Origin of the sequence: Nocardioides albertanoniae (genome assembly GCF_006716315.1) — a bacterium.
Taxonomy (GTDB): Bacteria; Actinomycetota; Actinomycetes; order Propionibacteriales; family Nocardioidaceae; genus Nocardioides; species Nocardioides albertanoniae.
On the sequence record NZ_VFOV01000001.1, the window covers coordinates 3,248,619 to 3,274,789 of the forward strand.

The 26,171-nt window shown below is 70.6% G+C and carries 25 protein-coding genes; 11 read left to right on the forward strand and 14 right to left on the reverse strand.

What is annotated here, in order from left to right; translation table 11 throughout:
* Positions 1–222: 222 nt before the first annotated feature.
* A complete protein-coding gene (mraZ, locus tag FB381_RS15600; RefSeq protein WP_141781135.1) occupies positions 223–645 on the reverse strand; it encodes a division/cell wall cluster transcriptional repressor MraZ in 423 nt (140 codons plus the stop codon).
* A 355-nt stretch (positions 646–1,000) separates the two neighbouring features.
* Here mraZ and FB381_RS15605 point away from each other — a divergent pair, with 355 nt between their 5' ends.
* Genes FB381_RS15605 through FB381_RS15615 form a run of 3 tightly spaced genes read left to right on the forward strand, consistent with a single transcriptional unit; the run spans position 1,001 to position 5,544 of the window.
* On the forward strand, positions 1,001–1,954 hold the full coding sequence (locus tag FB381_RS15605) for an AAA family ATPase (protein ID WP_141781136.1): 954 nt from the start codon (positions 1,001–1,003) through the stop codon (positions 1,952–1,954).
* A gap of 33 nt (positions 1,955–1,987) precedes the next feature.
* Complete coding sequence (locus tag FB381_RS15610) at positions 1,988–3,262, forward strand: DUF58 domain-containing protein (RefSeq protein WP_141781137.1); 1,275 nt, start codon at positions 1,988–1,990, stop codon at positions 3,260–3,262.
* Positions 3,259–5,544, forward strand: coding sequence for a transglutaminase TgpA family protein (locus FB381_RS15615; RefSeq protein ID WP_141781138.1), 2,286 nt, complete (start codon positions 3,259–3,261; stop codon positions 5,542–5,544). Before FB381_RS15610 ends, FB381_RS15615 begins: the two co-directional genes overlap by 4 nt.
* A 103-nt stretch (positions 5,545–5,647) precedes the next feature.
* Here the strand turns inward: FB381_RS15615 and FB381_RS15620 are convergent, their stop codons facing one another.
* The 5 genes from FB381_RS15620 to FB381_RS15640 form a co-directional block, all read right to left on the reverse strand.
* Positions 5,648–6,022 carry a DUF3040 domain-containing protein gene (locus tag FB381_RS15620; RefSeq protein ID WP_141781139.1) on the reverse strand — a complete coding sequence of 125 codons (375 nt, stop codon included), beginning with the start codon at positions 6,020–6,022 and terminating at the stop codon, positions 5,648–5,650.
* Positions 6,023–6,191: 169 nt separating this feature from the next.
* Positions 6,192–7,460, reverse strand: coding sequence for a DNA polymerase IV (gene dinB, locus FB381_RS15625; protein WP_141781140.1), 1,269 nt, complete (start codon positions 7,458–7,460; stop codon positions 6,192–6,194).
* Between the two features lie 156 nt (positions 7,461–7,616).
* Positions 7,617–8,348, reverse strand: coding sequence for a methyltransferase domain-containing protein (locus tag FB381_RS15630; protein ID WP_141781141.1), 732 nt, complete (start codon positions 8,346–8,348; stop codon positions 7,617–7,619).
* Between the two features lie 37 nt (positions 8,349–8,385).
* Complete coding sequence (locus FB381_RS15635; protein WP_141781142.1) at positions 8,386–8,826, reverse strand: SAV_6107 family HEPN domain-containing protein; 441 nt, start codon at positions 8,824–8,826, stop codon at positions 8,386–8,388.
* Positions 8,827–9,028: 202 nt separating this feature from the next.
* Entirely contained in the window at positions 9,029–9,622 is a 594-nt protein-coding gene (locus FB381_RS15640) for a hypothetical protein (protein ID WP_141781143.1), read from the reverse strand.
* 157 nt (positions 9,623–9,779) lie between these two features.
* Between FB381_RS15640 and FB381_RS15645 the strand changes: the two genes are divergently transcribed.
* Positions 9,780–10,421 (forward strand): DUF4126 domain-containing protein, encoded by a 642-nt coding sequence (locus tag FB381_RS15645; RefSeq protein ID WP_141781144.1) that lies wholly within the window; start codon positions 9,780–9,782, stop codon positions 10,419–10,421.
* The gene (locus tag FB381_RS15650) at positions 10,418–11,737 is read left to right on the forward strand and encodes a phytoene desaturase family protein (RefSeq protein WP_141781145.1); all 1,320 of its coding nucleotides are present in this window, start codon (positions 10,418–10,420) and stop codon (positions 11,735–11,737) included. The genes FB381_RS15645 and FB381_RS15650 overlap by 4 nt, the downstream gene beginning before the upstream one ends.
* Positions 11,738–11,774: 37 nt before the next feature.
* On the opposite strand, the gene metF is transcribed toward FB381_RS15650, so the two are convergent.
* Complete coding sequence (gene metF, locus FB381_RS15655) at positions 11,775–12,665, reverse strand: methylenetetrahydrofolate reductase [NAD(P)H] (protein WP_141781146.1); 891 nt, start codon at positions 12,663–12,665, stop codon at positions 11,775–11,777.
* A gap of 34 nt (positions 12,666–12,699) precedes the next feature.
* Between metF and FB381_RS15660 the strand changes: the two genes are divergently transcribed.
* Entirely contained in the window at positions 12,700–13,785 is a 1,086-nt protein-coding gene (locus FB381_RS15660; protein WP_141781147.1) for a polyprenyl synthetase family protein, read from the forward strand.
* 21 nt (positions 13,786–13,806) lie between these two features.
* Here FB381_RS15660 and FB381_RS15665 read toward each other — a convergent pair whose 3' ends face one another.
* Positions 13,807–14,487 carry an anti-sigma factor gene (locus tag FB381_RS15665; RefSeq protein ID WP_141781148.1) on the reverse strand — a complete coding sequence of 227 codons (681 nt, stop codon included), beginning with the start codon at positions 14,485–14,487 and terminating at the stop codon, positions 13,807–13,809.
* Positions 14,487–15,101 (reverse strand): ECF RNA polymerase sigma factor SigK, encoded by a 615-nt coding sequence (gene sigK, locus FB381_RS15670; protein ID WP_246088140.1) that lies wholly within the window; start codon positions 15,099–15,101, stop codon positions 14,487–14,489. Before sigK ends, FB381_RS15665 begins: the two co-directional genes overlap by 1 nt.
* Before the next feature lie 114 nt (positions 15,102–15,215).
* On the opposite strand from sigK, the gene FB381_RS15675 reads away from it, so the two are divergent.
* Complete coding sequence (locus tag FB381_RS15675; protein WP_141781149.1) at positions 15,216–16,748, forward strand: molybdopterin-dependent oxidoreductase; 1,533 nt, start codon at positions 15,216–15,218, stop codon at positions 16,746–16,748.
* A gap of 49 nt (positions 16,749–16,797) precedes the next feature.
* On the opposite strand, the gene FB381_RS15680 is transcribed toward FB381_RS15675, so the two are convergent.
* The 3 genes from FB381_RS15680 to FB381_RS15690 form a co-directional block, all read right to left on the reverse strand.
* Positions 16,798–17,220, reverse strand: a complete 423-nt coding sequence (locus tag FB381_RS15680) for a barstar family protein (protein WP_141781150.1) — start codon at positions 17,218–17,220, stop codon at positions 16,798–16,800.
* Positions 17,221–17,299: 79 nt separating this feature from the next.
* On the reverse strand, positions 17,300–17,701 hold the full coding sequence (locus FB381_RS15685; protein WP_211352454.1) for a guanyl-specific ribonuclease: 402 nt from the start codon (positions 17,699–17,701) through the stop codon (positions 17,300–17,302).
* 50 nt (positions 17,702–17,751) lie between these two features.
* Positions 17,752–18,123 (reverse strand): Rv2175c family DNA-binding protein, encoded by a 372-nt coding sequence (locus FB381_RS15690; RefSeq protein WP_141781151.1) that lies wholly within the window; start codon positions 18,121–18,123, stop codon positions 17,752–17,754.
* 113 nt (positions 18,124–18,236) lie between these two features.
* Between FB381_RS15690 and pknB the strand changes: the two genes are divergently transcribed.
* From pknB to FB381_RS15710, 4 genes are all read left to right on the forward strand, one after another.
* Complete coding sequence (gene pknB / locus FB381_RS15695; RefSeq protein ID WP_246088141.1) at positions 18,237–20,366, forward strand: Stk1 family PASTA domain-containing Ser/Thr kinase; 2,130 nt, start codon at positions 18,237–18,239, stop codon at positions 20,364–20,366.
* Between the two features lie 2 nt (positions 20,367–20,368).
* Positions 20,369–21,325, forward strand: a complete 957-nt coding sequence (locus FB381_RS15700) for a deoxyribonuclease IV (RefSeq protein ID WP_141781153.1) — start codon at positions 20,369–20,371, stop codon at positions 21,323–21,325.
* Positions 21,326–21,485: 160 nt separating this feature from the next.
* Positions 21,486–22,628, forward strand: a complete 1,143-nt coding sequence (locus FB381_RS24470) for a hypothetical protein (RefSeq protein WP_141781154.1) — start codon at positions 21,486–21,488, stop codon at positions 22,626–22,628.
* Positions 22,565–23,104, forward strand: coding sequence for a GNAT family N-acetyltransferase (locus FB381_RS15710; protein WP_246088142.1), 540 nt, complete (start codon positions 22,565–22,567; stop codon positions 23,102–23,104). Before FB381_RS24470 ends, FB381_RS15710 begins: the two co-directional genes overlap by 64 nt.
* A 99-nt stretch (positions 23,105–23,203) precedes the next feature.
* Here the strand turns inward: FB381_RS15710 and FB381_RS15715 are convergent, their stop codons facing one another.
* Together FB381_RS15715 and FB381_RS15720 are read right to left on the reverse strand one after the other, a co-directional pair.
* Positions 23,204–24,544, reverse strand: a complete 1,341-nt coding sequence (locus FB381_RS15715) for a class II 3-deoxy-7-phosphoheptulonate synthase (RefSeq protein WP_141781155.1) — start codon at positions 24,542–24,544, stop codon at positions 23,204–23,206.
* 110 nt (positions 24,545–24,654) lie between these two features.
* Positions 24,655–26,079: an APC family permease gene (locus FB381_RS15720; RefSeq protein ID WP_141781156.1), complete on the reverse strand. Its 1,425-nt coding sequence runs from the start codon at positions 26,077–26,079 to the stop codon at positions 24,655–24,657.
* Positions 26,080–26,171 lie beyond the last annotated feature (92 nt).

The window sequence follows — 26,171 nt, forward strand, 5'->3', positions numbered from 1 at the left end:
GGTGTGGTTCTCCCGCCTCCTTTGACAGAGCCGCGGGTAGACAACGTCACGAATCCGCAGAGCCAGGTCTCATGCCCGCTCCGTCACCACCGAGCGCCGTCCGGAGCCGGGGAAGGTGCCCCGGATGGCTGGATGAGTGGAGCGGGACTGAGACCTCGTCCTGCGGATCCGCTGTTGACTTGTGCTGGTGTTGATATGTCGCTGTGTCGCTTTGTGGATATCTCAGTCGGTCGACTCGTCGAGGTCTGCGAACTTGGCCTGTGCACCCGCGGAGTACTCCGCCCACTTGGCCGGGTCCCAGATCTCGATCCGGTCCATCACACCGATCACGACGACGTCCTTGACGATCCCGGCGTAGTCACGCAGGAGCGGCGAGATGCCGATCCGGCCCTGCTTGTCGGGTGTCGTCTGCTCCGCCCCCGCGAAGAGGACACGTGCGTAGTCACGAGCGTCGCGAGAGGTCAGCGGAGTCTGCTGGGCCCGCTGGGCCTCCTGCATGAAGACGTCTTCTGGCCACACCACCAGGCAGTTCTCCTGACCTTGCGTCACGACAACCCCCTCAGCCAGTCGATCTCGGAACTTTGCGGGGAGGAAGACCCTGCCCTTCTCGTCGAGCTTCGGCGTGTACGTGCCCATGAAGAACATGTGCTCGCCCCCGCGGTCTGCTCGACGTGGATCCTTCCTCCACTTTGCCCCACCGTACCCCACAATCCCCCACTTTCAAACCACATTGCTCCCCCACCGCGTGATTTCGCGCCACGGCCGCGATCTCCGGAGGGGTCGCGAAGGCCGCTCCATGGGCGCTCGAGACGGTGGGTGGAGGGTTGTGGGAGGAAGGTGGGGAGGAAAGTGGGGAGGTCGCGGATATCGCCCGGGTAGGTCACAGACAGGTCAATGGCGCAGACGCGGTGGGCCGTACCCCGTACGGTGTCCCCATAGACAGGTTGAGTCGGAAGGACGCGACGTGACGACGCCGGCGGAGGCCCCAGGATCGGGCGCAGTGCATGGGGCAGAGATTGAGACATTGGTGCGGGTCGCGGGCCGCATTCGCGACAGCATCGAGAAGGTGATCGAGGGCAAGACCGACGTCGTCGACTCCACCCTCACCGTGCTGCTCGCCGAGGGGCACCTGCTGATCGAGGACGTGCCCGGGGTCGGGAAGACCCAGCTGGCCAAGGCGCTCGCGCGCTCGATCGACTGCTCGGTGCGGCGCATCCAGTTCACCCCCGACCTGCTCCCGAGCGACGTCACCGGGGTCTCGGTCTTCAACCAGAACTCCCGGGAGTTCGAGTTCCGCCCCGGCGGCATCTTCGCCAACATCGTGGTCGGCGACGAGATCAACCGCGCCTCCCCCAAGACCCAGTCGGCGCTGCTGGAGTGCATGGAGGAGCACCAGGTCACCGTCGACAACGTGACCTACCAGCTCGACTCCCCGTTCATGGTGATCGCGACCCAGAACCCGATCGAGATGGAAGGGACGTACGCCCTGCCCGAGGCGCAGCGCGACAGGTTCATGGCGCGCGTCTCGGTCGGCTATCCCCCGGTCGGCTCCGAGATCGCGATGCTCGCCAGCCACAGCGCCGCCAACCCGCTCGACGACCTCGAGCCGGTGGCCGACGCGGCCGAGATCCGCAAGCTCGTCGGGGTCGTCAACCAGATCTACGTGGCCGACTCCGTCCGGCGCTACACCGTGGCCCTCACCGCGGCGACCCGCGCCAACAACGAGCTGGCCCTGGGCGCCTCACCGCGTGCGAGCCTGCATCTGCTGCGGGCCGCGAAGGCGCACGCCGCGATGAACGGGCGCGAGTTCGTGCTCCCCGATGACGTGCGCAGGCTGACCGGTCCGGTGCTTGCCCATCGTCTGCTCCCCAGCGCGTCCGCGGCGATGCACGGCCGCTCGGTGGCCGACATCCTCGAGGCCGTCACCTCCGCCGTGCCGGTGCCACAGGCCTGACCCGGTCGAAGCTGGCCACACGAAAGGGAGCCGATGCGTGAGGCACTGTCGGGACTGACCGTCCGGGGCCGCACCTTCCTGGCGGCCGGGGTCACCGCGATCGTCTGCGGGATGCTGATGGACCAGGCCTCGCTCTCGCGGATCGGGATGCTGCTGATCGCGCTGCCGCTGGTCACCGCCGCCGTCGCCGCCTGGGGCCGCTACCGGCTCGCCCTCGTGCGCCACATCGAGCCCCACCTGACCGAGGCCGGCCAGCCCGCCAAGGTCGAGCTCACCATCGCCAACGAGGGCCGCATCCCCACCGGCACCCTGCTGCTCGAGGAGACCGTGCCCTTCGCCCTCGGCGGTCGTCCCCGGTTCGTCGTCGACCGGATCGGCTTCGGCTGGCGCCACAAGCTCGGCTACCAGATCCGCTCCGAGATCCGCGGCCGTTTCGACATCGGCCCGATGCGGGTGACGGTCGCCGACCCGTTCGGCCTGGTGGAGCTCAACCGCGCGTTCAGCTCGACCGTGCCGTTCACGGTGACGCCGAAGGTGGTCGGGCTGCCCTCGACCCCGCTGACGGGCAACGCCACCTCCTCGGGCGACTCCCGGCCGCGGGCCTTCCTCGGCGGCAGCGCCGAAGACGTCACCGTGCGTGAATACCGGCGCGGTGACGAGCTGCGCCGCGTGCACTGGCCCAGCTCCGCCCGCCTCGGCGAGCTGATGGTGCGCCGCGAGGAGCAGCCCTGGCAGGCCCGGGCGACCGTCTTCCTCGACAACCGCCGCTCGGTCCATCGCGGCCAGGGATCGGCCTCCTCCTTCGAGCACGCCGTCGTCGTCGCCGCCTCGGTGGCCGTGCACCTGGTCGGCGCCGGCTACTCGGTGCGGCTGGTGTCTTCGGGTGGGGACGTCGCCGCGGCCTGGCACGACCGAGAGGGTCAGGCCGACGCCGCCGCGCTGCTCGAGGCGCTCGCCGTGATCGAGACGGTGCAGCACCACCACATCGATGCGTCCTGGATGAGCGAGGACGGCCAGGGCGGGATCACCGTCGCCGTGCTCGGCGCCATCGACCAGGACGATGCCAGCGTGCTTCGCCGGGTGCGACATCACACCGGGTCGGCGCTGGCGTTCACGCTCGCCGTCGACAGCTGGAGCACGGTGAACCTCGCCCCCGAGCAACAGCGGCCCAGCGGCGTACCCCTGCTTCTCCAGCACGGCTGGAAGGCGGTCGACCTCGGCCTCGGCGACTCGGTGGCCACCCGCTGGCGTGAGCTCGGCACCCGTGGCGCGGCCGGCGCGGCGGCCTCGATGGGGGCGGCACGATGACAACCGACGTACGCGGGGCGGTGCCCACCATGGCGGTGCCGGTGACCTGCTTCGTGACCGTGATGCTGGCGCTGCTCTCGTGGGGCTCGTTCACCGACGCCCGCGCCGCCTACCTGGGGCCCATCCTCGTCGCCGGTCTGCTCGTGGTCGGCACCGGAGTCTCGGCTCGGCTGCTGCGCGTGCACGGCTCGGTGGTGGTGCTGCTGCAGATCCTGCTGGGCACGATCGCGACCGGCCTGCTGGTGGTGCACCACCCGTTCCCCGTCACCGGCGACGGGCGGGCCCGGGTCGTGACCGAGATGACCCAGGCGTACGCGGGCTTCACCCCGCTCGACCTGCCGATGTCCGGCTCCGCGATCGCCCCTTACCTCGTGCCGGGTGGTGTCGCGGCGGTGCTGCTGGCCGACGTGCTGGCCGTCACCCTGCGCCGGCCGCCGATGATGGGGCTGGTGCTGCTGGGCGTCTTCACGGTGCCGTTCAGCATCATCGGCCCAGGCGGGTGGGGCGGGCTGTCGTGGCCGATCTTCGTCGTCACCGCGGCCGCGTTCTTGGTGATGTTGCGCTTCGACCGCGCCCAGCAGCTGGGTCGCTGGGGTCGACGTCTCGACGAGGATCTGCCCACGGTGCCGGCGGCCGGGCCTGCGGTGATCGGTGTCGCCGCGGTCGCGATCGCGCTGCTCACCCCCTCGTGGCTGCCCACCCCCGACGTCACGATGCCCGGCTTCGGTCCGGGCGACGGCAACGGGCCGCTGCGGGTGATCAACCCGACCGTCGGCCTCTACGACGACCTGCGCCAGCAGAGCGACGAGGTGATGGTCACCGCGACCCCGGTCTACGGCGACGCCGAGGAGCCCCCGTCCTACCTGCGGATCGGCGCGCTGACGAAGTTCACCGGCACGGAGTGGACGCCGGGCAACCGCGACGTGCCCTCCGACCAGACCGGGGTGGCCACCATCGATCCCCCGATGTCCGACGAGTCGCTGCTGGGCCCGACGACGACCTATCAGATGCGCGCCAGCGACAGCTTCAAGTCGACCTGGCTCCCCGTCTTCACCCACCCGCTCGAGGTCAGCGCGGAGGGCCCGTGGCGCTACGACGAGGACACCCTCGACTTCATGTCCACCGAGGGCAGGGACCGCACCGTCGCCGGCACCAGGTGGCGGATGACCGCGGCGCCGGTCGAGCCGCCGCAGAAGCGGCTGCTGGCCGCCGGCGACGCCGGGGTCGACGCACCGCCGGAGATGACCGACCTGCCGGTGCTCCCCGACGAGATCCACGAGATCGCGCTCAGCCGCACCGCCGACGAAGAGGGCCCGTTCGCCAAGGCCGTCGCCCTGCAGAACTGGTTCCGGCACAGCGGCGAGTTCACCTACAGCCTCGAGCGTGACGTCGGTGCCGACTCCGAGGCGCTGCTGGAGTTCTTGACGACCAACAAGGTCGGCTACTGCCAGCAGTACGCCACAGCGATGGCCGTGCTCGCGCGCGACCTCGACATCCCGGCCCGTGTCGCGTTCGGCTTCCTCGGCGGCGACCAGAACGAAGACGGCGCCTGGCAGTTCCGTGGCCGCGACCTGCACGCCTGGCCCGAGCTGTGGTTCGAGGACATCGGCTGGGTGCGGTTCGAGCCGACCCCCGCTGCGGCCGACACCGCCGAGCCCGACTACACCTCCGGCGCGCTCGGCAGCGCCCCCGAGATCCCCGACACCCCGGAGCCCGGCGGCAACGCCAGCGCCGCGCCGGCGCCCAACCGGCCGCAGCGGGAGGCTCCCGAGACCCCGCAGGTCGTCGACCCCGCCACCGAGGAGGCCCACACCGGCGCCGTCTGGACTGGCCTGGGGGTGCTCGCGCTGGTCGCCCTCCTCGGCCTCGCCGCACCCGCCGTGATCCGACGGCGCAGGCGGGCGGCTCGGCTCGCGGGCGATGCCGAGGCGGGCTGGGCCGAGATCGGCGACACCGCCGTCGACCTGGGTCTGCCATGGGCCGGCACCCGCTCGCCTCGGGAGGCCGGCGCCGCTCTGAACACCGAGATCAGCGGTCGAGACCCGTTGCTCGCGCTGCAGAGGATCGTGGCAGCGGTCGAGCGCGGACGCTACGCGGAGCATCGCGACACCACGGCGATCGGCGACGACGTACGCCAGGTGTGCGCGGCTCTGCGCGAGCAGGCCGGTCCACGTGCCCGGCGCCGGGCCACGCTGTGGCCGGTCTCGGTCTTCCGCCGGGTCTCCGCCCCGGCCTCCGAGACCGCGACCGCCCGGCCCGAGCACGAGCTGATCTCCTCCTAGCCGCACCCGCGCGCCAGCACCCGAAGGGTCGAGTCGGCTCGTTCTGACGAGCCGACTCGACGCTGAATCCGGTCAGGACGCGCCGACTCGGCGGTGGTGCGGCTCAGAGGTCGTCGTCGCCGCGGCGGCGCTGCTTCCAGCGTTCGCTGGCCCGATCGAGGAAGGAGCTGCGAGGCGGTGGCTCGCTGCCCTCGTCCTCCTCGACCGAAGCGGCCCCACGCAAGGCGGTGAGCAGCACAGAGGTCGACCCGAGCATGACCAGGAATCCGACGACTCCGACGATCCACATCCGTGAGATCACCCCGGCCATCAGCAACGCCACGCCGACGGCGAGCACGAAGCCCGCGATCACCGCGTGTCGGTGTTGGGCACGGCGCAAGGCCGTGCCTCGGAGGGCGGAGGCGAACTTCGGGTCCTCCGCCGAGAGCGCGCGCTCCATCTGCTCCAGCAGACGAAGCTCCTCTTCCGAGAGTGGCACCGTACCTCCCATGTCCTGTCGGGCATTCCCAAGTCTAGGCTCGCCATCGTGAAGGCGGTAGGGAGCCCGGAAAAATCTTGCCACCTGACGTTCTGCCACATGGCACGACCTGCGCTGATTGTGCCGTGCGATCGGGCAGATGCGTCAACCCTGACGGGCCAGGGCTTGCCTAGATCAGGCTCGCGCGCCGCACGAGGTTGGACCCGAAGCGGTCGGCGACCCGGTCGACGGCACGATCTGCCTCCGACCAGCCGCGCTCGCGCTCGCCGATCACCAGCTGTCGACCGGTGCCTTCCCGAGCGACCAGGTGCTCCACCCGCACCCCGACCAGACGCAGGGCCCTCCCCCGCAGCTGCAGGTCGTCGAAGAGCCGGACCGCGGTGGTATGCACCTCCTGGGTGACGTCTGTCGGGTCCGTCAGTGTGCGGGAGCGGGAGATCGTCGTGAAGTCGGTGAACCGCACCGTCAGCGCCACCGTGCGTCCGACGGTGCCGGCACGCCGCATCCGCCGAGTGACCCGGGCCGAGAGGCGCAGCAGCTCGCGCACGATGTCGTCGCGGTCGCTCAGATCGCGGGCGAAGGTCTCCTGGGCGCCGGTGGACCGGTCCGCGCTGCGCGCGGTTACTCCCTCGCTCGGCGCGAGCGGACGAGCAAGCTCGCCGCTCGACCTCGCTCCGGTCGTCTCGGGCAGATCGGGGCCGAGCCGCCCGGTCAGCTCGCGCCGGTCGGTGCCGGTGGCGAGCCGGTGCAGATGACCACCGAGACGGGGCCCGAGGATCTGGTGGAGCGCCGGGACCGGGGTGCGGGCGATGTCGCCGACGGTCTCGAACCCGAGCTTTCGCAGCCGGTTGCGCGTGCTCGGCCCGACGCCGTAGAGCTCGCCGACGTCGAGCGGATGCAGGAAACCGGGGATGTCGTCGGGCCGGACGACCACGACGCCGTCGGGCTTCGCCTTGCGGCTGCCGACCTTGGCCACGCTCGGGGTGGGTGCGACACCGACGGAGCAGGTGATCTTGAGCTCGTCGGCGATCTGGCGCCGGATCCGGTGGGCGATCCGCTCGGGGCTGCCGAAGAGCCTGGTGGCGCCGCGTACGTCCAGGAACGCCTCGTCGACGCTGACCACCTCCACCAGCGGGGTGGCTCGGCGAAAGATCTCACGCACCTGCTGGGAGACCTCGGAGACCTCGCCGAAGTCGAGACGCACCGAGACGAGCTGAGGGCACAGACGCCTCGCCATCGAGCCGGGCATCGCGGCATGGATGCCATAGGCCCGCGCCGGGTAGTTGGCACAGGTCACCACACCTCTCGCATGACCCCCGACGACGACCGGCTGCTGCCAGAGCTCGGGCTGGTGCCTGATAGCCACCGAAACAAAGAAGGCGTCCATGTCGACATGGAGGATCGGGGTGACCTCCGGAGCGCCAGCGGAGGAGGTCACCCCGATCCTCCGAGGACGCGGACAAGCGCTGACTCGGCGCAAATGTCCCGCCGGAGCGCCAGCGGAGGTGGGACCTTTGCGCTGTGTCGGCGCCGGCCGGCGAAGCGAAGCGAGCCGTACGCGAAGCGAAGCGAGCCAACTGCGAAGCGAAGCGAGCTAAGAACGAAGCGACCCGAGCAGATGCACCTGCGAAGCCAACGGCAGATAGTCCGCCCGAGTAGAAGCCCGCTGCTCGAGCTCGACCAACGCGTCACCAGAGGAAGCATCGAGATCGAGCAACCCCCCAGGAACATGATCGACGAAGACGCGTACGCCGCGAACGTCCCCGACCTCGAACCCGGCAGTGGTGAGCAGCCCGGTGACCTCGTCGAGCGAGAACCGGCGACCCGAGCGCCCCTGAGGAGCGGTGTCGTCGATGAGGTCGACGGCTTGGGCGAACTGGCCGGCGATAGCACGGGAGAGGACGGCGGCGGTGCGCTGGGAGACGAGGAGACTGAGGGTGCCTCCGGGGCGGAGCACCTCGCGGATCCCCGCCAGTGCCTCCGCGGGGTCGGGGACGACCTCGAGCACGCCGTGGCAGAGCACGATGTCGGCGCCTGCGGGGTCGGCGACGTCGGCGAGCGCGGCCAGGTCACCTTGGCGCGCGTCGACGGTGACGCCGGCCTCGCGGGCACGGCGGTCGAGGGCCGCGAGCGCGTCGGGGCTGGGGTCGATGACGGTGACGTTGTGCCCCAGCCCGGCGATGCGTACGGCGGAGGTGCCGGTGCCGCCGCCGATGTCGAGCACGTCGAGAGGCCCGGCGTCGGGGGCCGCCAGGATCGGGTCGAGCGCGTCCCAGACCGCGACGGCGCGGGCGCCTGCCCGACGACTGCTTGAAGCAACTGCCATGTGCCCAAGGGTAGGCGCTGCGCGGACAACATCTGAATCAGCCCACGAGGCGGTCGTGGCGGAGCCTGGCGACGTGAGAGGTGTGCGCCATCAGGCCGAGAGCCTCCTCGACGACGGCGAGGAACCGGTCGGCGTCGCGCACCTGGTCGTCGGCCTCCTCGGCGGTGACCGCTCGGATCGAGCCTGCCTCGGCGGCGGCGCGCTTGGCAGCACCGGCGGCGAAGAAGTCGGCCCACACCGAGAGCTCCGGCGCGACCTTCTTCAGGCGCACCCAGGCGTTCCACGGGCGCCGGCGGCCGGCCCGGCTCGCGGCCTCGACCGGGTCGGTGCGTGCTGCGATCAGCGCCGCTGCGGCCTGCAGGGCAGCGACATGGGCCATCGCGTATCTGCTCGGCACGTCGTCAGCGGCGATGGCCTCCGCGAGGGACTCGGTGGCCCGGAAGAGGTAGTTGTGCGTCGTGGCCGGCAGCAGATGCATCGGGTCGTCCTTCTCGAAAGCGGTCGACCCCGCGGTGGACGGCTCCGGCGGGCGTCGGGGGTCGAGGACGACGCCCGCCAGAGCCTGGTTGTTCGAACGTTTGTTCGAACACGAGAACAAACTACACCCCGCCACCGACAGTCACAAGGACGATTCGGTGACGGGGCGTGTCGAGGTCGAAGGCCCGGTCCCGGGCCCGGTCTCAGGCCTCGCTGTGCGAGCCGCGGATGCGGTGCGGAGGGTGGATGTAGCGCGTGTTGGCCGGCAGCCACATCACGACCAGCAGCGCCGCGACGAGCACGATCGCGATCGTGGTCAGCACGCTGATGATCACCGGCGGGCCGGTCAGGATTCCGCCGACGCTGGCGACCGCGGCGATGAAGACGAGGAACGTGATCACGATGCGTGCCCACTCGAACCCGTTGCGGAGGAAGACGGTCAGCACGCCCAGCATCGAGGCCATCACGCCGAACAACGTGATGGCGGGCGCGACGAAGGCTGGAGCGCTGACCCGGTTCTCCGTAGGCGGGTTGATCAGCGCGTCGAGACCCTCGGTCTCCAAGATGCGCTTGGCCGAGGGGTTGCCCTCGGCCCAGGCACGCACCAGGTCGTCGGAGCGCAGCACCATCACCAGGACGACCACCGCGCTGAAGGCGATCAGGCCGATGATCAGGCGTACGGCCCAGGTCATCTCGCGCGGCACGGGCTCGGCGGCGAGCGCCGCGACCTCGATGGCGTCCTCCGGGTCCTCGCGCACGACCACACCTTCGTTCTCGTCGGGTGTCGTCATGGTCATCCGGTCTCCTTGCGCATGGGGGTGCTGGGTCTGTGTCAGGCGGAGCGAGCCTCCTTGCTCCGTTTCAGCGGCCAATTCTGCCGCACGGGGCACAACCGAGGTAAATAGCGGGATCTCGTACGGCCCGCCCACGACCACGTGAGCGAAGATGTCTCACATGGAATCTCTCGCGCTGACCTTCTCCAGTGGCTGGGCCAGCGGCATCAACGCCTACCTGGTCGTGCTGGTGCTCGGTGTCGTCCAGCGTACGACGGGGGCCGAGTCTATCCCCGACGTGCTCGGTACCTGGCCGGTGCTGATCGGCGCGGGTCTGCTCTACGCCGTCGAGTTCGTCGCCGACAAGGTGCCCTACATCGACTCCACCTGGGACTCGATCTCGACCGTGATCCGGCCGACGATCGGCGCCGTGATCGGGGTGCTGCTCGCCGGTGAGGCCGACTCGCTCGACGAGGCCGTCGGTGGCGTCGTGGGCGGCACCTCGGCGCTGATGTCCCACCTGGTCAAGGCGAGCGAGCGGCTGGCGGTCAACTCCTCCCCCGAGCCGGTCTCCAACTCCGTGGTCAGCGTCGTCGAGGACGCGGTCGTCCTCGGCGTGGTCTGGTTCGCGACCGAGCACCCCCTCGCCGCTGCCGCGGTGGCCGGCGTGCTGCTGGTCGCCGGACTGGTGCTGGTCTACCTGCTCGTCCGTGCCGTACGCGGCGGCTGGCGCAAGCTGACCCGGCGCGGCAGACGCGGAGGCCCACCGGGTCCTGAGGGCCCACGCTCGGACGATTCCACCCAGCCCTATCCCGCCCGATGAGCGCCGTCGTCGTCCTCGGGGGCGGATACGCCGGTCTGGCCAGTGCCGCGAGGCTGGCCAAGCTCGGCCACTCGGTGACCCTGCTGGAAGCCACGGGCGAGCTCGGCGGCGCGCTGGTGCCGGTGCGCGAGGAGGGGTTCGCCTGGGACGCGTCCGCGACCTCGACCCTGCTGCCGGCCGTGATGCGCGACCTGTTCCGCAAGTCCGGTCGGCCCGCCGAGCGTGAGCTCGAGCTGGTGCCGCTCGACGTGGTGCGCGAGCACCGCTTCACCGACAAGACCTCGGTCGCGGTGCCCGGCGGCACCCGGGGCGCCCAGCTGGCCGCCTTCGACGAGCTCGGCGCGGGCATGGGCAAGCGATGGACCGACTACGTCGCTCGGTTCAGCGACGACTGGGAGGTGCTGCGCGCCCACTACTTCGAGGTGCCCTGGGAGCCGGCGGCGCTCCCCTCGGCCGTCGCCGAGCGGTTCCGGTCCCGCGAGACGCTCCACAAGCGGCTGCGCAAGACGTTCAAGGACGAGCGCCTCCGACTGGTCGCCTCGCACCCGTTCGTCACCGCCGGGCAGCAGCTGCGCGACGTACCTGCCTGGGCGGGGCTCACCGCCTACCTCGAGCAGCGTTTCGGCGCGTGGCGCGTAGAAGGCGGGATGGGCACCGTGGCCGAGGTGCTCGCCGCCCGGATGGCCACGCGCCGGGTCTCGGTGGAAACCGCGACCCGGGTGGAGGACATCGTCGTGCGCGACGGGCGGGCGGTCGCTGTGAGCACCACGGCCGGCGAGATCGACCTCGGTCACGACGGAGCCGTGGTGGTCGCCTTCGACCCGCGCGCGCTGCCGACGTTGCGGCCGTTCGTCGATCGTACGATGCCGGCGATCCCGCCGATGACCTTCCACCTCGGGCTCGACTCGCTGCCAGAGCACCTGGTCGACCTGCCCGACGAGCTGGTGCTCCACGGAGACCCGACCCTGGTCGTACGCACCCGCGGGCAGGCGCCCGCAGGGCATCACGCCTGGACGATCCACTCCTACGGCAAGCTGATGGAGGACGTCCTGCTCGCGCTGGCGCGCCACAAGATCGATGTGCGTGAGCACGTCGTGCACCGTGTCGACCTGGGCGCCGCCGAGCTCGTACGCCGCTGGAACGGGTCGCCGCTCGGCGTGAAGTGGGCCGGGCGCGACACCGTCTTCCAACGTCTGGGGCCCCGCACCCCGATCGAAGGCGTGTACGCCGCCGGAGCCCATGCCACGCCGGGCTCCGGGCTGCCCTTCGCGGGGCTCTCCGCCTCTCTCGTCGCACAGACGATCGGGCCCGCCTGAGCCCGCTCGCCTGAGCCTGCCCGTCTGAGCCTGCCGTCTAGACCGTCACGTTGAGCTTGGCGAAGATCTCCAGCGTCGCCTTGGAGCGGTTGAGCGTGTAGAAGTGCAGGCCGGGCGCACCGCCGTCGAGGAGCTCCTGGCACAGCTCGGCGGCGGCGGCGATGCCCTCGGCGCGGATGTCGGCGGCCTCGGGGCCGGCGGCGGTGATGCGCTCGACGATCGCCTCGGGCACCTCGGCGCCGATGAGCTCGCTCTGGCGGCGGATGGCGGCGAGGTTCAGGATCGGCATGATGCCCGGCAGGATCGGGATGTCGACGCCACGGGCACGGACACGGTCGACGAGACCGAAGTAGTCCTCGGCCCGGAAGAACATCTGGGTGACGGCGAACTCGGCACCTGCCCGCGCCTTGGCCACCAGCACGTCGGCGTCGGCCTCGATCGACTCGGCGCCCGGGTGCCCCTCGGGGAAGGCGGCCACGCCGATGCGGAAGTCGCCGCGCTCCTTGGCCAGCCGCACCACGTCGACGGCGTAGTCGAGACCGCCGGCTGTCGGCGTCCACTCCGCACGCGGGCCCTCGGCAGGGTCGCCACGCAGCGCCATCACATGGGCCACACCACGCGCGGCGTAGGCGTCCAGGATGTCCGCGACCTCGTCACGGGTGTGGCCCACGCAGGTCAGGTGAGCGACGGGCAGCAGCTCGGTCTCGGCGGCGATCCGGCCGGTGATGGCCACGGTCTTGTCGCGGGTGGACCCGCCGGCTCCGTAGGTGACGCTCACGAACGTCGGTCGGTAGGGCTCCAGCGCACGCACGGCGTTCCACAGCTGCTCCTCGCCGGCCTCGTCCTTCGGCGGGAAGAACTCGAACGAGAACGAACGCTCACCATGTCTGATCAGCTCTGCCAGGGATCGTCCACGTCCAGTCACCATCGGGCCATCGTAGTGAGTGGCCTAGGCTCAGAGGGTGAATGAAACATGGGACGCCGATGAATTCCGCCGTCGCGTCCAGGAGGCCGTGCACACCTTCCTCGCGACCCAGATCGAGCGGCTCGCTCCGCTCGGCGACGAGGTCGAGCCGCTGCTGCGCCGGGCCCGCGAGTCGACCTCCGGAGGCAAGCGGCTGCGCGCCGCCTTCTGCTACTGGGGCTTCCTCGCGGTGCGGCCCTCGCGCTCGGCAGCCGAGGAGGAGTCGCTCATCCGAGCCGCTGCTGCGCTCGAGCTGCTCCAGGCTTCCGCGCTCGTGCACGACGACGTCATCGACGACTCCGACACCCGGCGCGGCGCACCGGCAGCCCACCGTGCCTTCGAGGCCGACCACGCGGCCGCCGGCTGGCCGGGCCGTTCGCGCGCCTACGGCGACGCCGCCGCGGTGCTCCTCGGCGACCTGCTGCTGACCTGGGCCGACGAGATGCTGCGTACGGCCGGGTTCGGCGCAGCCGAGACCAGCGCGGCTCTCGGCGTCTTCGACCACACCCGCAGCGAGGTCGTCGCCGGCCAGTTCCTCGACATCACCGTCCAGGCGCGTGGGGCCGCTGACGTCGAGGCAGCGATGAAGGTGGTGCGCTACAAGGCCGCGAAGTACTCCGTCGAGCGCCCGCTCCACGTCGGCGCCGCGCTGGCCGGCGCCTCCCCCGCCCAGATCGAGGCGCTCTCGGGCTACGGGCTCCCCGTCGGCGAGGCCTTCCAGCTCCGCGACGACCTCCTCGGCGTCTTCGGTGACCCCTCGGTGACCGGCAAGCCTGCCGGCGACGACCTCGTCGAAGGCAAGCGCACCGTGCTGATCGCTCTCGCGCTCGCCGGGTCGGCCGCCGCCGACGCCGATCTCCTCGACCGCTCCCTCGGCCAGCAGCTGCGCGACGACGAGGTCACCCGGCTGCGTACGATCATCGCCTCCTCCGGCGCCGAGCAGCAGGTCGAGAAGACCATCACCGAGCTCGCCGACCAGGGCCTCACCGCCCTGGCCGACGCCCGGGCCTCGGGGCTCCTCGACCAGCGCGCCGCCACCACCCTTCGCGCTCTCGCCGTCGCCGCGACGCAACGCAGCGTCTGACCTGAGCGGGCCCTGGACTATCTAGAGACGCTCGGCCGGCATCTGGAGGAGCACCGTCTCGGAGGGTCGTTCCGAGCCGCCCATCGGCTCCATGGTGACCATGAGGTCGCCGTCCTCCACCGGCACCGCGACAGCCATCTTCTCCTCGAGCACACCGGCGGACTCCATGCCGGCCTCGGTGTGCCACCAGACCTGGTAGGTCATCCCGGCGGGGCGCTCGAGACGGGCGGTGTCGACGGCGACCATGTGCATCTCGGGCGACATCGCGACCATCAGCTCGCCGTCGGTGGTCATCTCCTTGTGCATCGTCGCGTCCGGGGCCGCCAGCACCTCGGCCGCGGTCGTCGTGGCCGCAGGATCCTCGCCTACGTCGACCCCGACGATGACGCCGACACCGATGACCAGCGCGGCGGCCGCTGCCACCACGCCGGCGAGCCACCAGCGGCGCCGGTGCCGTTCCCCGGCGACCTCGGGCCGAAGCTGGGCCGTCTCCGAGGCCTGCCGAACCACTCTGTCGCGCAGCGACGCCGGAGGTGTCGCGGCGACCTTCTCGGCCATCGCCGCCGTCGGCGCGCGCAGCGAGTCGACCTCCTCGCGACACTCCGAGCACAGCGCGAGGTGCGCCTCGAAGTCAGCGCTCTCGCCCGGCTCCACCGCGTGGAGAAGATAGGCCCCGACCAGGCCATGCACCTCAGGCGCCATCACGAGCCTCCACTCTCCTTCTCGAGCTCTCCATAGGTCAGACAGTCCCGCAGCCGGATCAACCCGTCTCTCATCCGCGTCTTCACCGTCGGCAGCGGCCGCCCGAGCATCTCCGCGACCTCCCGGTAGGTGAAGCCCTGGTAGTAGGCCAGTCGCACAGCCTGCGACTGCAGCGGCGTGAGGGACTCCAGGCAGCGGCGTACGCCTTCGTGCTCCGAGACCGTCACCGCCGCCTCCTCCGGGCCGGCGTCCACCATCGGCTCGCGCTGGGCGACGTGTTCCTCGCGTGCTCTCGCGGCCTGGGAGGAGCGCACCGTGTCGACCGCGCGCCGGTGCGCGATCGTCAGCACCCAGGTGCGTACGCTCCCCCGAGCGGGATCGAACCGAGCCGCGTGCCGCCACACCTCGGTGAACACCTCCTGGGTCACCTCCTCGGCCCGCGACGGATCCCGCACCACTCGCCGGGCGACGCCGAAGACGAGCGGGGCGAGGGCGTCGTAGAGCCGTCCGAAGGCGTCCAGGTCACCTCCGGCGACCGCGGCGATCGCCTCCGCCGGGTCCACGTCGTCGGGGCCCGCGGACGACTCGTCCACGACCCGCAGCGTTCGCCGCACGCACAACCCCTTTCGGCCCAGGTCATTCAACACAGCTCATTCTCGACCAGGGTTCGTTGCCGAGGAGTGGGAGGATTGGCCCATCCGACCGACGATCGGCCACGAACCCACACCATGACACCCCGCAACCGCCTCGGACGCCTCGACAACGGCCCCGTCGCCGGCATCGCAGCCGGCGTGCTCGGCCTCGGCATCGCCGAGCTCATCGCGGCTCTGGTCCGCGGCGCCTCTCCCCTGCTCGCGCTCGGCGACCGGGTCATCGACCTCACTCCGCGCTGGCTCAAGGAGGCCGCGGTCGCCACCTTCGGCACCGCCGACAAGCCGGTCCTGCTGGCCTGCGTCGCCCTGGTCACGCTGGCCCTCCTCGGCGCGGCCGGCGCCCTGGCCGTACGCCGCCCCGCGCTCTGCGCGGCGCTGCTGCTGCTCCTCGGGGCGGTCGACGTCGCCGCCCTCGTGGCCGACCGGGCGGGCAACGGAGCCATGGGGATCGTCGCGCTGATGATCGGCCTGGCAGTCGGCATCGCCACCCTCGTCCTGCTCACCCGGCGCCTGCGCGAGGCCGGCGCCGACCGCGATGAAGCCGAAGCGCCCGACGGCTTCGACCGTCGCGGGTTCCTCGTCGCCGCCGCGGCGGTGACCGCGGTGGGTGCCGCCGGCGGGATCGGCGCGAAGGTCGTCACCGGCCGCCGCGTCCCGACGACGACGGTAGGCATCCCGACGCCCGTCTCCCCCGCCGTGCCCCTCCCGGAAGGTGCCGCGCTCCGCGTCGACGGCATCACCCCCTACCTGACCCCGGTCGACGAGTTCTACCGGATCGACATCGCGCTGCTCACTCCTCGTGTCGACATCGCCGACTACCGGCTGAAGATCCACGGCATGGTCGAGACCCCGGTCGAGCTGACCTATCAGGACCTGCTCGCGATGCCCCTCTACGAACGCCGGGTGACGATCGCCTGCGTCTCCAACGAGGTCGGCGGCGACCTGATCGGCAACGCGACCTGGACCGGCGTACGCATCCGCGACGTCCTCAAGCGCGCCGGCGTCGATCCGGGTGCCGACGCGGTCAAGTCCACCGGCGCCGACGGCATCACCATCGGCACGCCGCTCGAGGCGCTCACCGACGGCCGCGACGCCCTGCTCGCCATCGCCCAGAACGGCGAACCCCTGACCCGCGACCACGGCTTCCCCGTGCGCATGGTCGTGCCGGGTCTCTACGGCTACGTCTCGGCTACCAAGTGGCTCACCGAGCTCGAGGTCACCCGCTTCGACGACTTCAGCGCCTACTGGTCCGAGCGGGGTTGGTCCGCACAGGGGCCGATCAAGACCGAGTGCCGCATCGACCTCCCCGGCGACGACCTGATGCCCGGCGAACGCGTCGTCGCCGGCGTCGCGTGGGCGCAGCACCGCGGGGTGAACAAGGTGGAGGTGCGCATCGACGACGGGCCCTGGCAGAGCGCGACGCTGGCCACCGAGGACAGCATCGACACCTGGCGACAGTGGACCTACCGCTGGGACGCGACCGAGGGCGAGCACCGGATCCAGGCCAGGGCGACCGACCGCACCGGCACCCCGCAGACCGCTCAGGAGGCGCCGCCGGCGCCCGACGGGGCCAGCGGCTATCCCACCCGCACCGTCCGGGTGGGCTGATCAGGAGACCCAGCGACCCCGCGACCCGGCGACCTGGAGCGGCCGGGGCTCAGCCCAGCTCGGCCAGATCGGTCTCGGGGCCGTCGCCGCGCAGCAGCACGGTGAAGGCGGGCCGGTCCTCGGAGATCTCCGCGGCACGGTCACGGAGCACGCCGAGGATCTTGTCGAAGCCCGCACGATCTGCGTACGCAGCCGCTCCCCACGTCTCCCACAGCAGCACGGTGGGGGCGGAGAGGTCGCGCAGCGAGTCCCACAGCGCGTCGAGGTTGCGACCGAAGTGCGACGGGAAGCCCAGGGCGGTGCCGATGGCGCCGAGCACGTCGGCCTTGGTCTCGGCGACCTCGCGGATCTGCGCCAGCGACCAGCCGGCGACGGCGACGGACTCGGTGAGGTCGGCGGCCGCCGACTCCGCGTGCCACCGGTAGACGCCGGGCTCGATCCGCCCGGCCAGGAGACCTGCCAGTCCGCTCATTCCGCCACCTCCGTAGCGCAAGCATACGGACGTGGCGGCCCGAGGCTCGTGGTCGCTCGCTTACGCTCGCTCATTGCCATCACTCCCGGTCGATCCGCGAGAACGACTCGTAGTGGTCCTCGGTGTAGTAGAACTCTCCGCCCTCGCCAGCGACGATACGCCGCGCGCCCCGGTCCTCGGAGCCGGGCGTGGGGACGGTGTATTCCTCGTAGTAGCCCGACGGCTCCTCGGGCAGGATGCCCTCGCGGTTGCCGAACGTCGTGCCGTCCTTGCCGGGGTAGGGGAACGGACCGCCGGCATCGATCAGGTCGAGCGTCTCGGTGCCCTCGGGCGGCAGGTCGGACTCGGCGATCCAGGCCAACCCGCTGTCGGGGTCGGTGCCGGTCTGGCCGCCCCCGCCGTCGGAGGCAGCTCCGCATCCGGCGAACAGCGCCATCAGCAGCGCGGTCAGCACCGCGGCGAGCACTGTGCTGATCTTCACGTCGGCGATCTTCACGTCAGCGCGCTCCCGAGGGTCGGTTCCAGGTCGCCCTAGAGTGCCATGGCCTGGGCCCGACGCTTGACCTCCGACCCGCGGTTCTCGCGGAGCGCGTCGATCGGCCGCCCGGGAAGGTCGTCGTCGAGGAAGAGCCAGGCGATGATCTCGCGGTCTTCGTAGCGGCCGTCGTGGAGCACGTGCAGCAGGCCGCCGAGCCCCTTGACGGGCAGCCCGTCCTGGATGAACAGGGCCGGGATGTGCTGCCCCTTCATGCCGGGAGGCACCGCCGCGGCGAGCTCGTGCTCGCGGATCATGGTGCGCACCTTGCCCACCGTCACACCGAGCAGTGACGCAGCCGTCGCCCAGTCGATCCACTCTTCCACGAGGACGCTCAGATCGTGGTCTGCCAGCCGAGGCTCAGTCATAACGATCACATTACCGGCCAGGGCACGTGTGCCGGAAAGTCGTGAGTAGGACCCGCTGGTCCGTACCATTGCCCGGTCCGGAATACTTCCCCAACCGGAGACAGGAGGAACGCGTGGCTAGTGAAGCGGACCCCCGCGAGGGCGCCAGCGGGCGCTACGGCGGAGGCTCGGCTACCGCTTCCGACCCTCTTTTGGGCAAGTCTCTCGGAGAGCGTTACCGGATCATCGAGAAGGTCGCCAAGGGCGGCATGGCGACGGTCTACGTCGCCCATGACACCCGGCTGGACCGCATCGTCGCCGTCAAGGTCATGCATCAGGACCTCGACGAGGAGGGCAACTTCGCCGAGCGCTTCGTGAGCGAGGCCAGGTCTGCCGCGAAGCTCTCCCACCCCAACGTGGTCGCCGTCTACGACCAGGACGAGGACGACGGCGTCGCCTTCCTCGCGATGGAGTACATCGAGGGCCACACCCTGCGCGACACCATCGCCTCGCAGGCGCCGCTGGGCGCCGCGAAGGCGCTTGCCTACATCGAGCCGATCCTGAGCGCGATGACGGCAGCACACGCGATCGGCATCGTGCACCGCGACATCAAGCCCGAGAACGTGCTCATCATCACAGGTGCCGCCTCGATCTCGCAGCGGGTCAAGGTCGCCGACTTCGGTCTGGCGCGCGTGATGACCAACAACTCCAGCGACGCCACCACCGGCACCCTGGTCGGCACGGTCTCCTACCTGGCCCCCGAGGCGGTCACCGAGTCCAAGTCGGGCCCGCGCACCGACGTCTACGCGGCGGGCGTGGTGCTCTACGAGCTGCTCACCGGCCGCAAGCCCCACAGCGGCCCCAGCCCCGTCGACATCGCCTACAAGCACGTGCACGAAGACATCCCGCCGCCCTCCAAGGCGGCGCCGGGGGTGCCGAGGTACGTCGACGCCCTGGTCGCTCGTGCGACCGCCCGTGACCCGGAGATGCGGCCGGCCGACGCCGGCGTGCTCCTGCGCATGGTCAGCCGCGTCATGGCGACCCTGTCGGCGGGCATCTTCGACGACCCCGACCTCACCGCCGACCTGGCGCTGCCGACCACTGCCGGAGCGGTCACCGGAGCCGCCGCCGAGGAGCTCGCCGCCGTCGCCGGGGCCGACGCTCCCGACTCGGCGCACGACGACTCGCTCGCCGAGTCGACCGCGGTGCTGCCTCCGCTCTCCGCCGGCTCCACGGCGACCACGGCGAACGGTCCCGCCGGCCCGGCGGGCCCGCCTCCGGGCGTGGGCCTCCCCGCCGCCGGCAGGCTCTCCCTGGCCGAGCCGGAGGAGAACGTACGCATCGCCCCCACCCCCTCGCAGCCGCAGCAGCGCCGCACGAGGTCCGGAGCCTGGAAGGCTCCGGTCGCGATCGGAGCGGTGGTGGTCGCGATCGCCGCCGTGGCCGCCGGCCTGTGGTGGTTCATCGACGGCCGCTACGAGCAGGTGCCGTCGGTGGCCGGTCTGAGCAGGGCGGAGGCGACCACGCAGCTGCAGGACGCCGGCTTCGACGTCTCGGCCAACACCGAGTTCTCCGACACCGTCAAGAAGGGCACGGTGATCGACTCCGACCCCGGCCGCGGCGAGAAGGCGCTGCCCGGTTCGACGGTGGAGATCAGCGTGAGCAAGGGCATCGAGGAGTATTCGGTGCCCAAGGTCAAGGGCATGGTCGCCGACGCCGCCCAAGACGTGATCCAGAAGCTCGGGCTCACCGTCGGCGATCCGGTCGAGAAGTTCAACGAGAAGGTCCCCGAGGGCCACGTCATCAACTCCCAGCCGCGCCCCGGCACCATGGTGCGGCCCGGCAAGGCGATCGTGCTGGTGATCAGCAAGGGGCCGGCGCCGGTCGACATCGTCGACTGGACCGGCCGCAAGGCCGATCGCGCCAAGGAGTCGCTGGAGGACGACGGCCTGAAGGTCGAGATCAAGGAGGAGGAGAGCAAGGAGGCCCAGCCGGGCACCGTGCTCAGCCAGAACCCGAGCTCCGGCACCCTCCCCAAGGGCGGCACCGTGACGCTCGTGGTCGCCAAGGCTCCGCCCACCGTGCCGGTGCCCAACGTGGTCGGCAGCAGCAAGGACGACGCCCGGGCGACCCTCGAGGCCGCAGGGTTCACGGTCAAGGAGGAGAACGACGACTTCCACCTCGGCCTCAACTTCGTGACCCGGCAGGAGCCCGCCTCGGGCGAGCTGCCTCCGGGCTCAGAGATCACGATCTGGCTGAACTGACCGTGACTGCTCCCGACTCCCCCAACGCCCCGCTCACCCCCGAGCAGCGCAACCCGATCGGCACGCACGTGCAGGTCGGCAAGGGCCTCGCCTCCGGCGCCATCCCCAACACCGACGCCGTCGGCGGCGAGACCCTGCAGATCTTCGTCGGCAACCCTCGCGGGTGGGCGCTCTCGGCCGGCAAGCCGGCCGAGGACAAGGCGTTCCGCGCCGAGATCGAGCGGCGCGGGATGCGGGCCTTCATCCACGCCCCCTACCTGGTCAACCTCGGTTCGCCGACGCCCGCCACCTACGAGAAGTCTGCCGCGGTGGTCGCGCACAACCTCCGGCGAGCCGCCGAGATCGGCGCCGAGGGCGTCGTGGTCCACACCGGCTCCTTCGTCTCGCCCGAGGGCGACTCGAGCGAGAACTACGCCGCCGCGATGAAGCAGGTGCGCGAGGCGCTGCTTCCCGTGCTCGACCAGGTCGAGGCCGACGACGCCCCGTGGCTGCTCCTGGAGCCGACTGCCGGCCAGGGCCGTTCGCTGTGCGCCGGCGTGGAGGACCTGCCCGCCTACCTGGGTGCCGTCGACTTCCACCCCAAGGCGGGCATCTGCCTCGACACCTGCCATGTCTTCGCCGCCGGAGAGCCGCTCGACGAGCCCGGCGGAGGTACGGCATGTGTCGACCGGATCGTCGAGATCGGCGGCGAGGGGCGGCTGCGGCTGATCCACGCCAACGACTCCAAGGACGTACGCGGCAACAACCTCGACCGCCACGAGCAGATCGGTCGCGGCCACATCGGCACCACGGCGTTCGAGGAGCTCTTCGCCCACCCGGCGACCGCCGGTGTGCCGTTCATCCTGGAGACACCGGGCTCGCGCGACGCCGAGAACCCCGACATCCCGTTGCTGCGCGAAATTCGGTCAGCGGCCCTGGGTTCGGCCTCGTCATCTAGTGTTGGGGCTGCACGGGAGTGATCTTCGACGCCATGGGGGTGGCATGACCAACTGCGCACAATGCGGCAGCCGGCTTTCCGGCCAGCCCACCTGCCCGGCCTGTGGTCTCGAGATCGCCCCGGTGCCTGAGCCCCAGGCGCCCGAGGCTGACTCCACCGACGTAGAGGAAGGGGCACGTCCCGTGTCCACAGCTGCGAACGACGATGCCGCGCCCGAGACCGACGAGCCGAACGGGTCGACCGTTCGGCGGCAGCCGGTCGAGGAGACCGCGACCGAACCCGTCGAGGACGACGCTACCGACGCCGAGCAGACCTCGCTGAGCCTGCCGAGGATCAGCGCTTACGGTGACGACGACCGTCCCGGGCCTGCCCAGTCGGTGGCCGCGAGCACGCCCGACGACTCCGACGAGCCCACCGGGCGCACCTCGCTCCGCTCCTCGTCCGACGTCGAGGAAGAGCTCGACAGCTCGGAGGAGCCTTCCGGGTCCACCTCGGTCCGATCCGCCTTCGCTCCTCCCACCGCCCCGCCTCCGGCCCCGTCCTCGCAGCCGGAGCCGGCCGGCGCCGTGGTCCCCGACCCGGAGCCGTCTCCCCTCCCCGACCCGACCCCTGACCCGGTTCCCGAGCCGGGCCCCACACCGGACCCTGTTCCCGCGCCCCAGCCGGTCCCGCCCGAGCCCGGCCCCGCACCGGACCCTGTCCCCGCGCCCCAGCCGGTCCCGCCCGAGCCAGGTCCCGCACCGGAGCCCGGCCCAGCGCCCGAGCCAGGTCCGGCGCCCGAGCCGGGGCCGCTGCCAGGTCCGGAGCCGGTACCCGCACCCGGACCTGTCTTCGATGCCACCGCCGAGGCCGAGCCAGCGCCCGAGCCGGCGCCTGAGCCTGAGCCTGAGCCAGCGCCTGAGCTGGTCGCCGAGACGACCGCCGAGACGACGTACAAGCCGTTCGTCCAGCCTTCGGGCATGCTCGTCCACGAGCAGAAGAACGGCCAGGCCCACCACTGGGCGCCGCCCGAGGAGACGCAGGCCGCGCCGTCCTACGCCGAGCCCGCCTACGACGCCGAGCCCGCCTACGCGACCGGCTACACCGCCGAGGAGGCCTACTCGACCGAGGGTGTCGACGACTGGCAGGGCGGCTACGGCTACGCCGACGACCTCAGCTACGGCGACGACGCCGGGCAGGACTACGGCGCCCAGCAGCAGTACGTCTCCTCGTTGATGGCCTCCGAGGGCGACGACAATCCCTCGACCTGGGTCGTCTTGCTGTGGGTGGGCGCCATCTTCATGATCCTGATGCTGGTGCTCGGCATCTGGCTGATGACGCTGTAGGTCGCGCTCTGCCCAGGATCATCGTCGACGAGATAGGCAGCGACGAGCAGCGCCTCCAAGCCGTCGAGATCTGGCGGGCGGCCAACGCCGCGCGCCGGCGCACCGCCACCGATGCCCGGGTCAGAAGGGTTCGCGACAACCTGGACACCGCAGAGCTGGCGCTGCTGGCCCACTACGGGCCGCGCCCGGCCGGGATGCTGCTGGCCGAGACCTACCTCGTCGACGGCATCCCGCTGCCCGGCTTCGGCCACATCTCGATGGTCTTCGTCGACCCGGCGCTATGGGGTTCCCACGTCGGCACCGAGATGATCCGCGACCTCCAGTCACGCGGCTGGGAGGGCCTCAGCGTATGGACCCGCAGCGACAACCGGCGCGCCCAGCGTCTCTACGAGCGCACCGGCTTCACCGACACCGACAATCGCAGCACCCTCCACGACGGCGACGAGATCATGCAGCTGGCGTGGGCTCGGGAATGAATACCCGGTCGACCGGTGAAACTCGGACTTGAAGGGTGTTTCAGTGCCCGTCAAGCCCATGAATACCCGGTCAACCGGGTATTCATGGGACGCACGTGACTAACGCGAGCGAAGCATCTCCGCGACCTGAAAAGCCATCTCCAGCGACTGCACCCGGTTCAACCGCGGGTCGACGACGGACTCGTAGCGGTGCACGAGGCCGGCCTCGTCGAGCTCCTCGCCGCCGCCGATGATCTCGGTGACGTCGTCGCCGGTGTTCTCGACCAGGATGCCGCCGGGGATGGTGCCGAGGGCCTGGTGGACGTCGAAGAAGCCCTGCACCTCGTCGAGCACGTCCTCGAAGCGGCGGGTCTTGTAGCCGTTGGAGGTGGAGAAGGTGTTGCCGTGCATCGGGTCGGAGATCCAGGTGACGTTGACGCCCTCGGCGGTGATCTTCTCGACCAGCCCGGGCAGCCCGTCGCGCACCTTCCCCGCACCGAAGCGGGTGATGAAGGTGAGCCGGCCCTCCTCGTTGTCGGGGTTGAGCTTCGCGGCGAGCGCGAGCGCGTCGTCGGGGGTCGCGGTGGGGCCGAGCTTGCAGCCGATCGGGTTGTTGAGGTGGCGGAAGTACTCCACGTGGGCACCGTCGAGCTGGCGGGTGCGCTCACCGATCCAGACGAAGTGGCCCGAGACGTTGTAGGGCGTCTCGGTGCGGGAGTCGATGCGCGTCATCGCGTGCTCGTACTCCATCAGCAGCGCCTCGTGGGAGGAGTAGAAGTCGACCCGGTGGAACTCCTCCGGGTCGGCTCCGATGGCCTCCATGAACGCGATCGCACGCTCGATCTCGGCACCCATCGCCTCGTACTTCGCGCCGACGGGCGAGTTGCGCACGAACTCGGAGTTCCAGGTGTGCACCTGGCGCAGGTCGGCGTAGCCACCGGTCGTGAAGGCGCGCACGAGGTTCAGCGTCGAGGAGGAGGCGTGGTAGACGTCGAGGAGACGCTGCGGGTCGGGGATGCGCGACTCCGAGGTGAACTCGAAGCCGTTGACGGCGTCGCCGCGGTAGGCCGGCAGGGTGACACCGTCGCGGGTCTCGGTGTCGGAGGATCGTGGCTTGGCGTACTGGCCCGCGAGGCGACCGATCTTCACGACCGGCACCGAGGCGGCGTACGTCAGCACGACCGCCATCTGGAGGAGCACCCGCAGCTTGTTGCGGGTGTTGTCGGCGGTGGCGTCGGAGAAGACCTCCGCGCAGTCGCCTCCTTGCAGGATGAAGGCCTCTCCCCTGCCCGCGGCGGCGATGTTCGCCTTCAGCTGGTCGCACTCTCCCGCAAAGACGAGCGGCGGCTGCTTCCTCAGCTTCTCGACGGCCGCGGCCAGCGCTGCCGGGTCGGAATAGGTCGGCTGCTGAAGGGCTCCGATGGCATGCAGCTGCTCGAGGGAGGGGAAGGCGTCGTTCACGCGCCTCAGACTACGCGGATCACCCGGTTGTTACGAAGTCATCTCAGACACGGGCAGGGCCGGCGTACGTCCTGTGGAGGACGTACGCCGGCCCTGGCAGGCGCGACCGGCTACGCCTTGTCGCCCGGTTCGTCGCCCATGTGCTCGATGTCTGCGAAGTGGCCACCCTCGGGCTTGAAGAAGATCCGGGTCAGGCCCCACAGGACGATGCCGATGACGAGGAGGCCGGCGGCGATCCGGTACTGGATCATGTCGGCCTCCAGGCGCGCCCACGGACCGAGCAGATAGACGCAGCAGACAGCACCGAGCGCGGGCACCCAGGTCGGCGCCCGGAACGATCCGGCGGGGTCGCGGCGCAGGATCAGGCAGCAGACGTTGACGATCGCGAACACCGCGAGCAGCAGCAGTCCGGTCGTGCCGGACAGCGCGGTCACGATCGCGCTCTCCGAGCCCAGGCGGACGTAGGTGATGAGCGCGAGCGCGAGGACCGTGGTGAAGGCGATGGCCACCCACGGCGTACGCCGCGAGGGAAGCACCTTGCCGAGCACCGGCGGCAGCACACCCTGCCGCGCCATGCCGTAGATCAGTCGGCTCGCCATCAGCATGTTGATCAGCGCGGTGTTGGCGACCGCGAAGACGGTGAGGAACGGGAAGACCGAGTCGATCGGCAGGCCGGGGGCACCGAGCTTGACCACGTCGATCAGGATGCCGGCGTCCTCGTTGGTCGGCGAGAGGACCTTGCCGGGCGGGATCACCGCAACGACGGAGACCGCGACCAGCATGTAGAGGACGACCGCGATCCCGAGGCCGGTGAGCATGATCTTGGGGAAGATCCGCTCAGGGTCCTTGGTCTCCTCGACCATGTTGACCGAGTCCTCGAAGCCGACCATCGAGAAGAACGCGATCGCCGTGGCGACGGTGACCGCCATGAACATGCCCTTGTCATCGGCACTCTCGAAGACCGTCACCTGACTGAAGTCCGCGTCGCCGCGGCCGATCACGGCGAACCCGATGGCGATGACGATCGCCAGCGCGGTGAGCTCGACCAGGGTCAGCACGACGTTGAACTTCACGCTCTCGCCGACGCCGCGCAGGTTGATCGCCGCGAGCAGGCACATGAAGAGCAGCGCGACGACCAAGGTCGCCCCGTCGCTCTTGACGTCGAATCCGAGCAACAGGTTGGACGCGAGGATGCCCGACGAGGTCGAGGCGCTGGTGATGCCCGAGCAGACCACGGTGAACGCCACGAGGAACGTGACGAAGTGCACACCGAAGGCCTTGTGCGTGTAGAGCGCCGCACCAGCCGCCTGGGGGTACTTCGTGACGAGCTCGAGGTAGGAGTAGGCCGTCAAGGTGGCGACCGCGAAGGCGACGAGGAACGGCAGCCAGGCGATTCCCCCCACCTGACCTGCGATGCGGCCGGTGACGGCGTAGACACCCGCGCCGAGAATGTCGCCGACGATGAATAGGAGGAGGAGCTTGGGACCCATGACTCGTTTGAGGTCGGGTGTCTCCTCTTGCGCCAGGTTGCTCATGTTTTCTCCTGGTAAAGATTTCGAGACATCTGCTCGAAAAGAGATCAACTGATCCGACTATCAAAGCCCACCGGCGCCGTTAGGTGTACGAC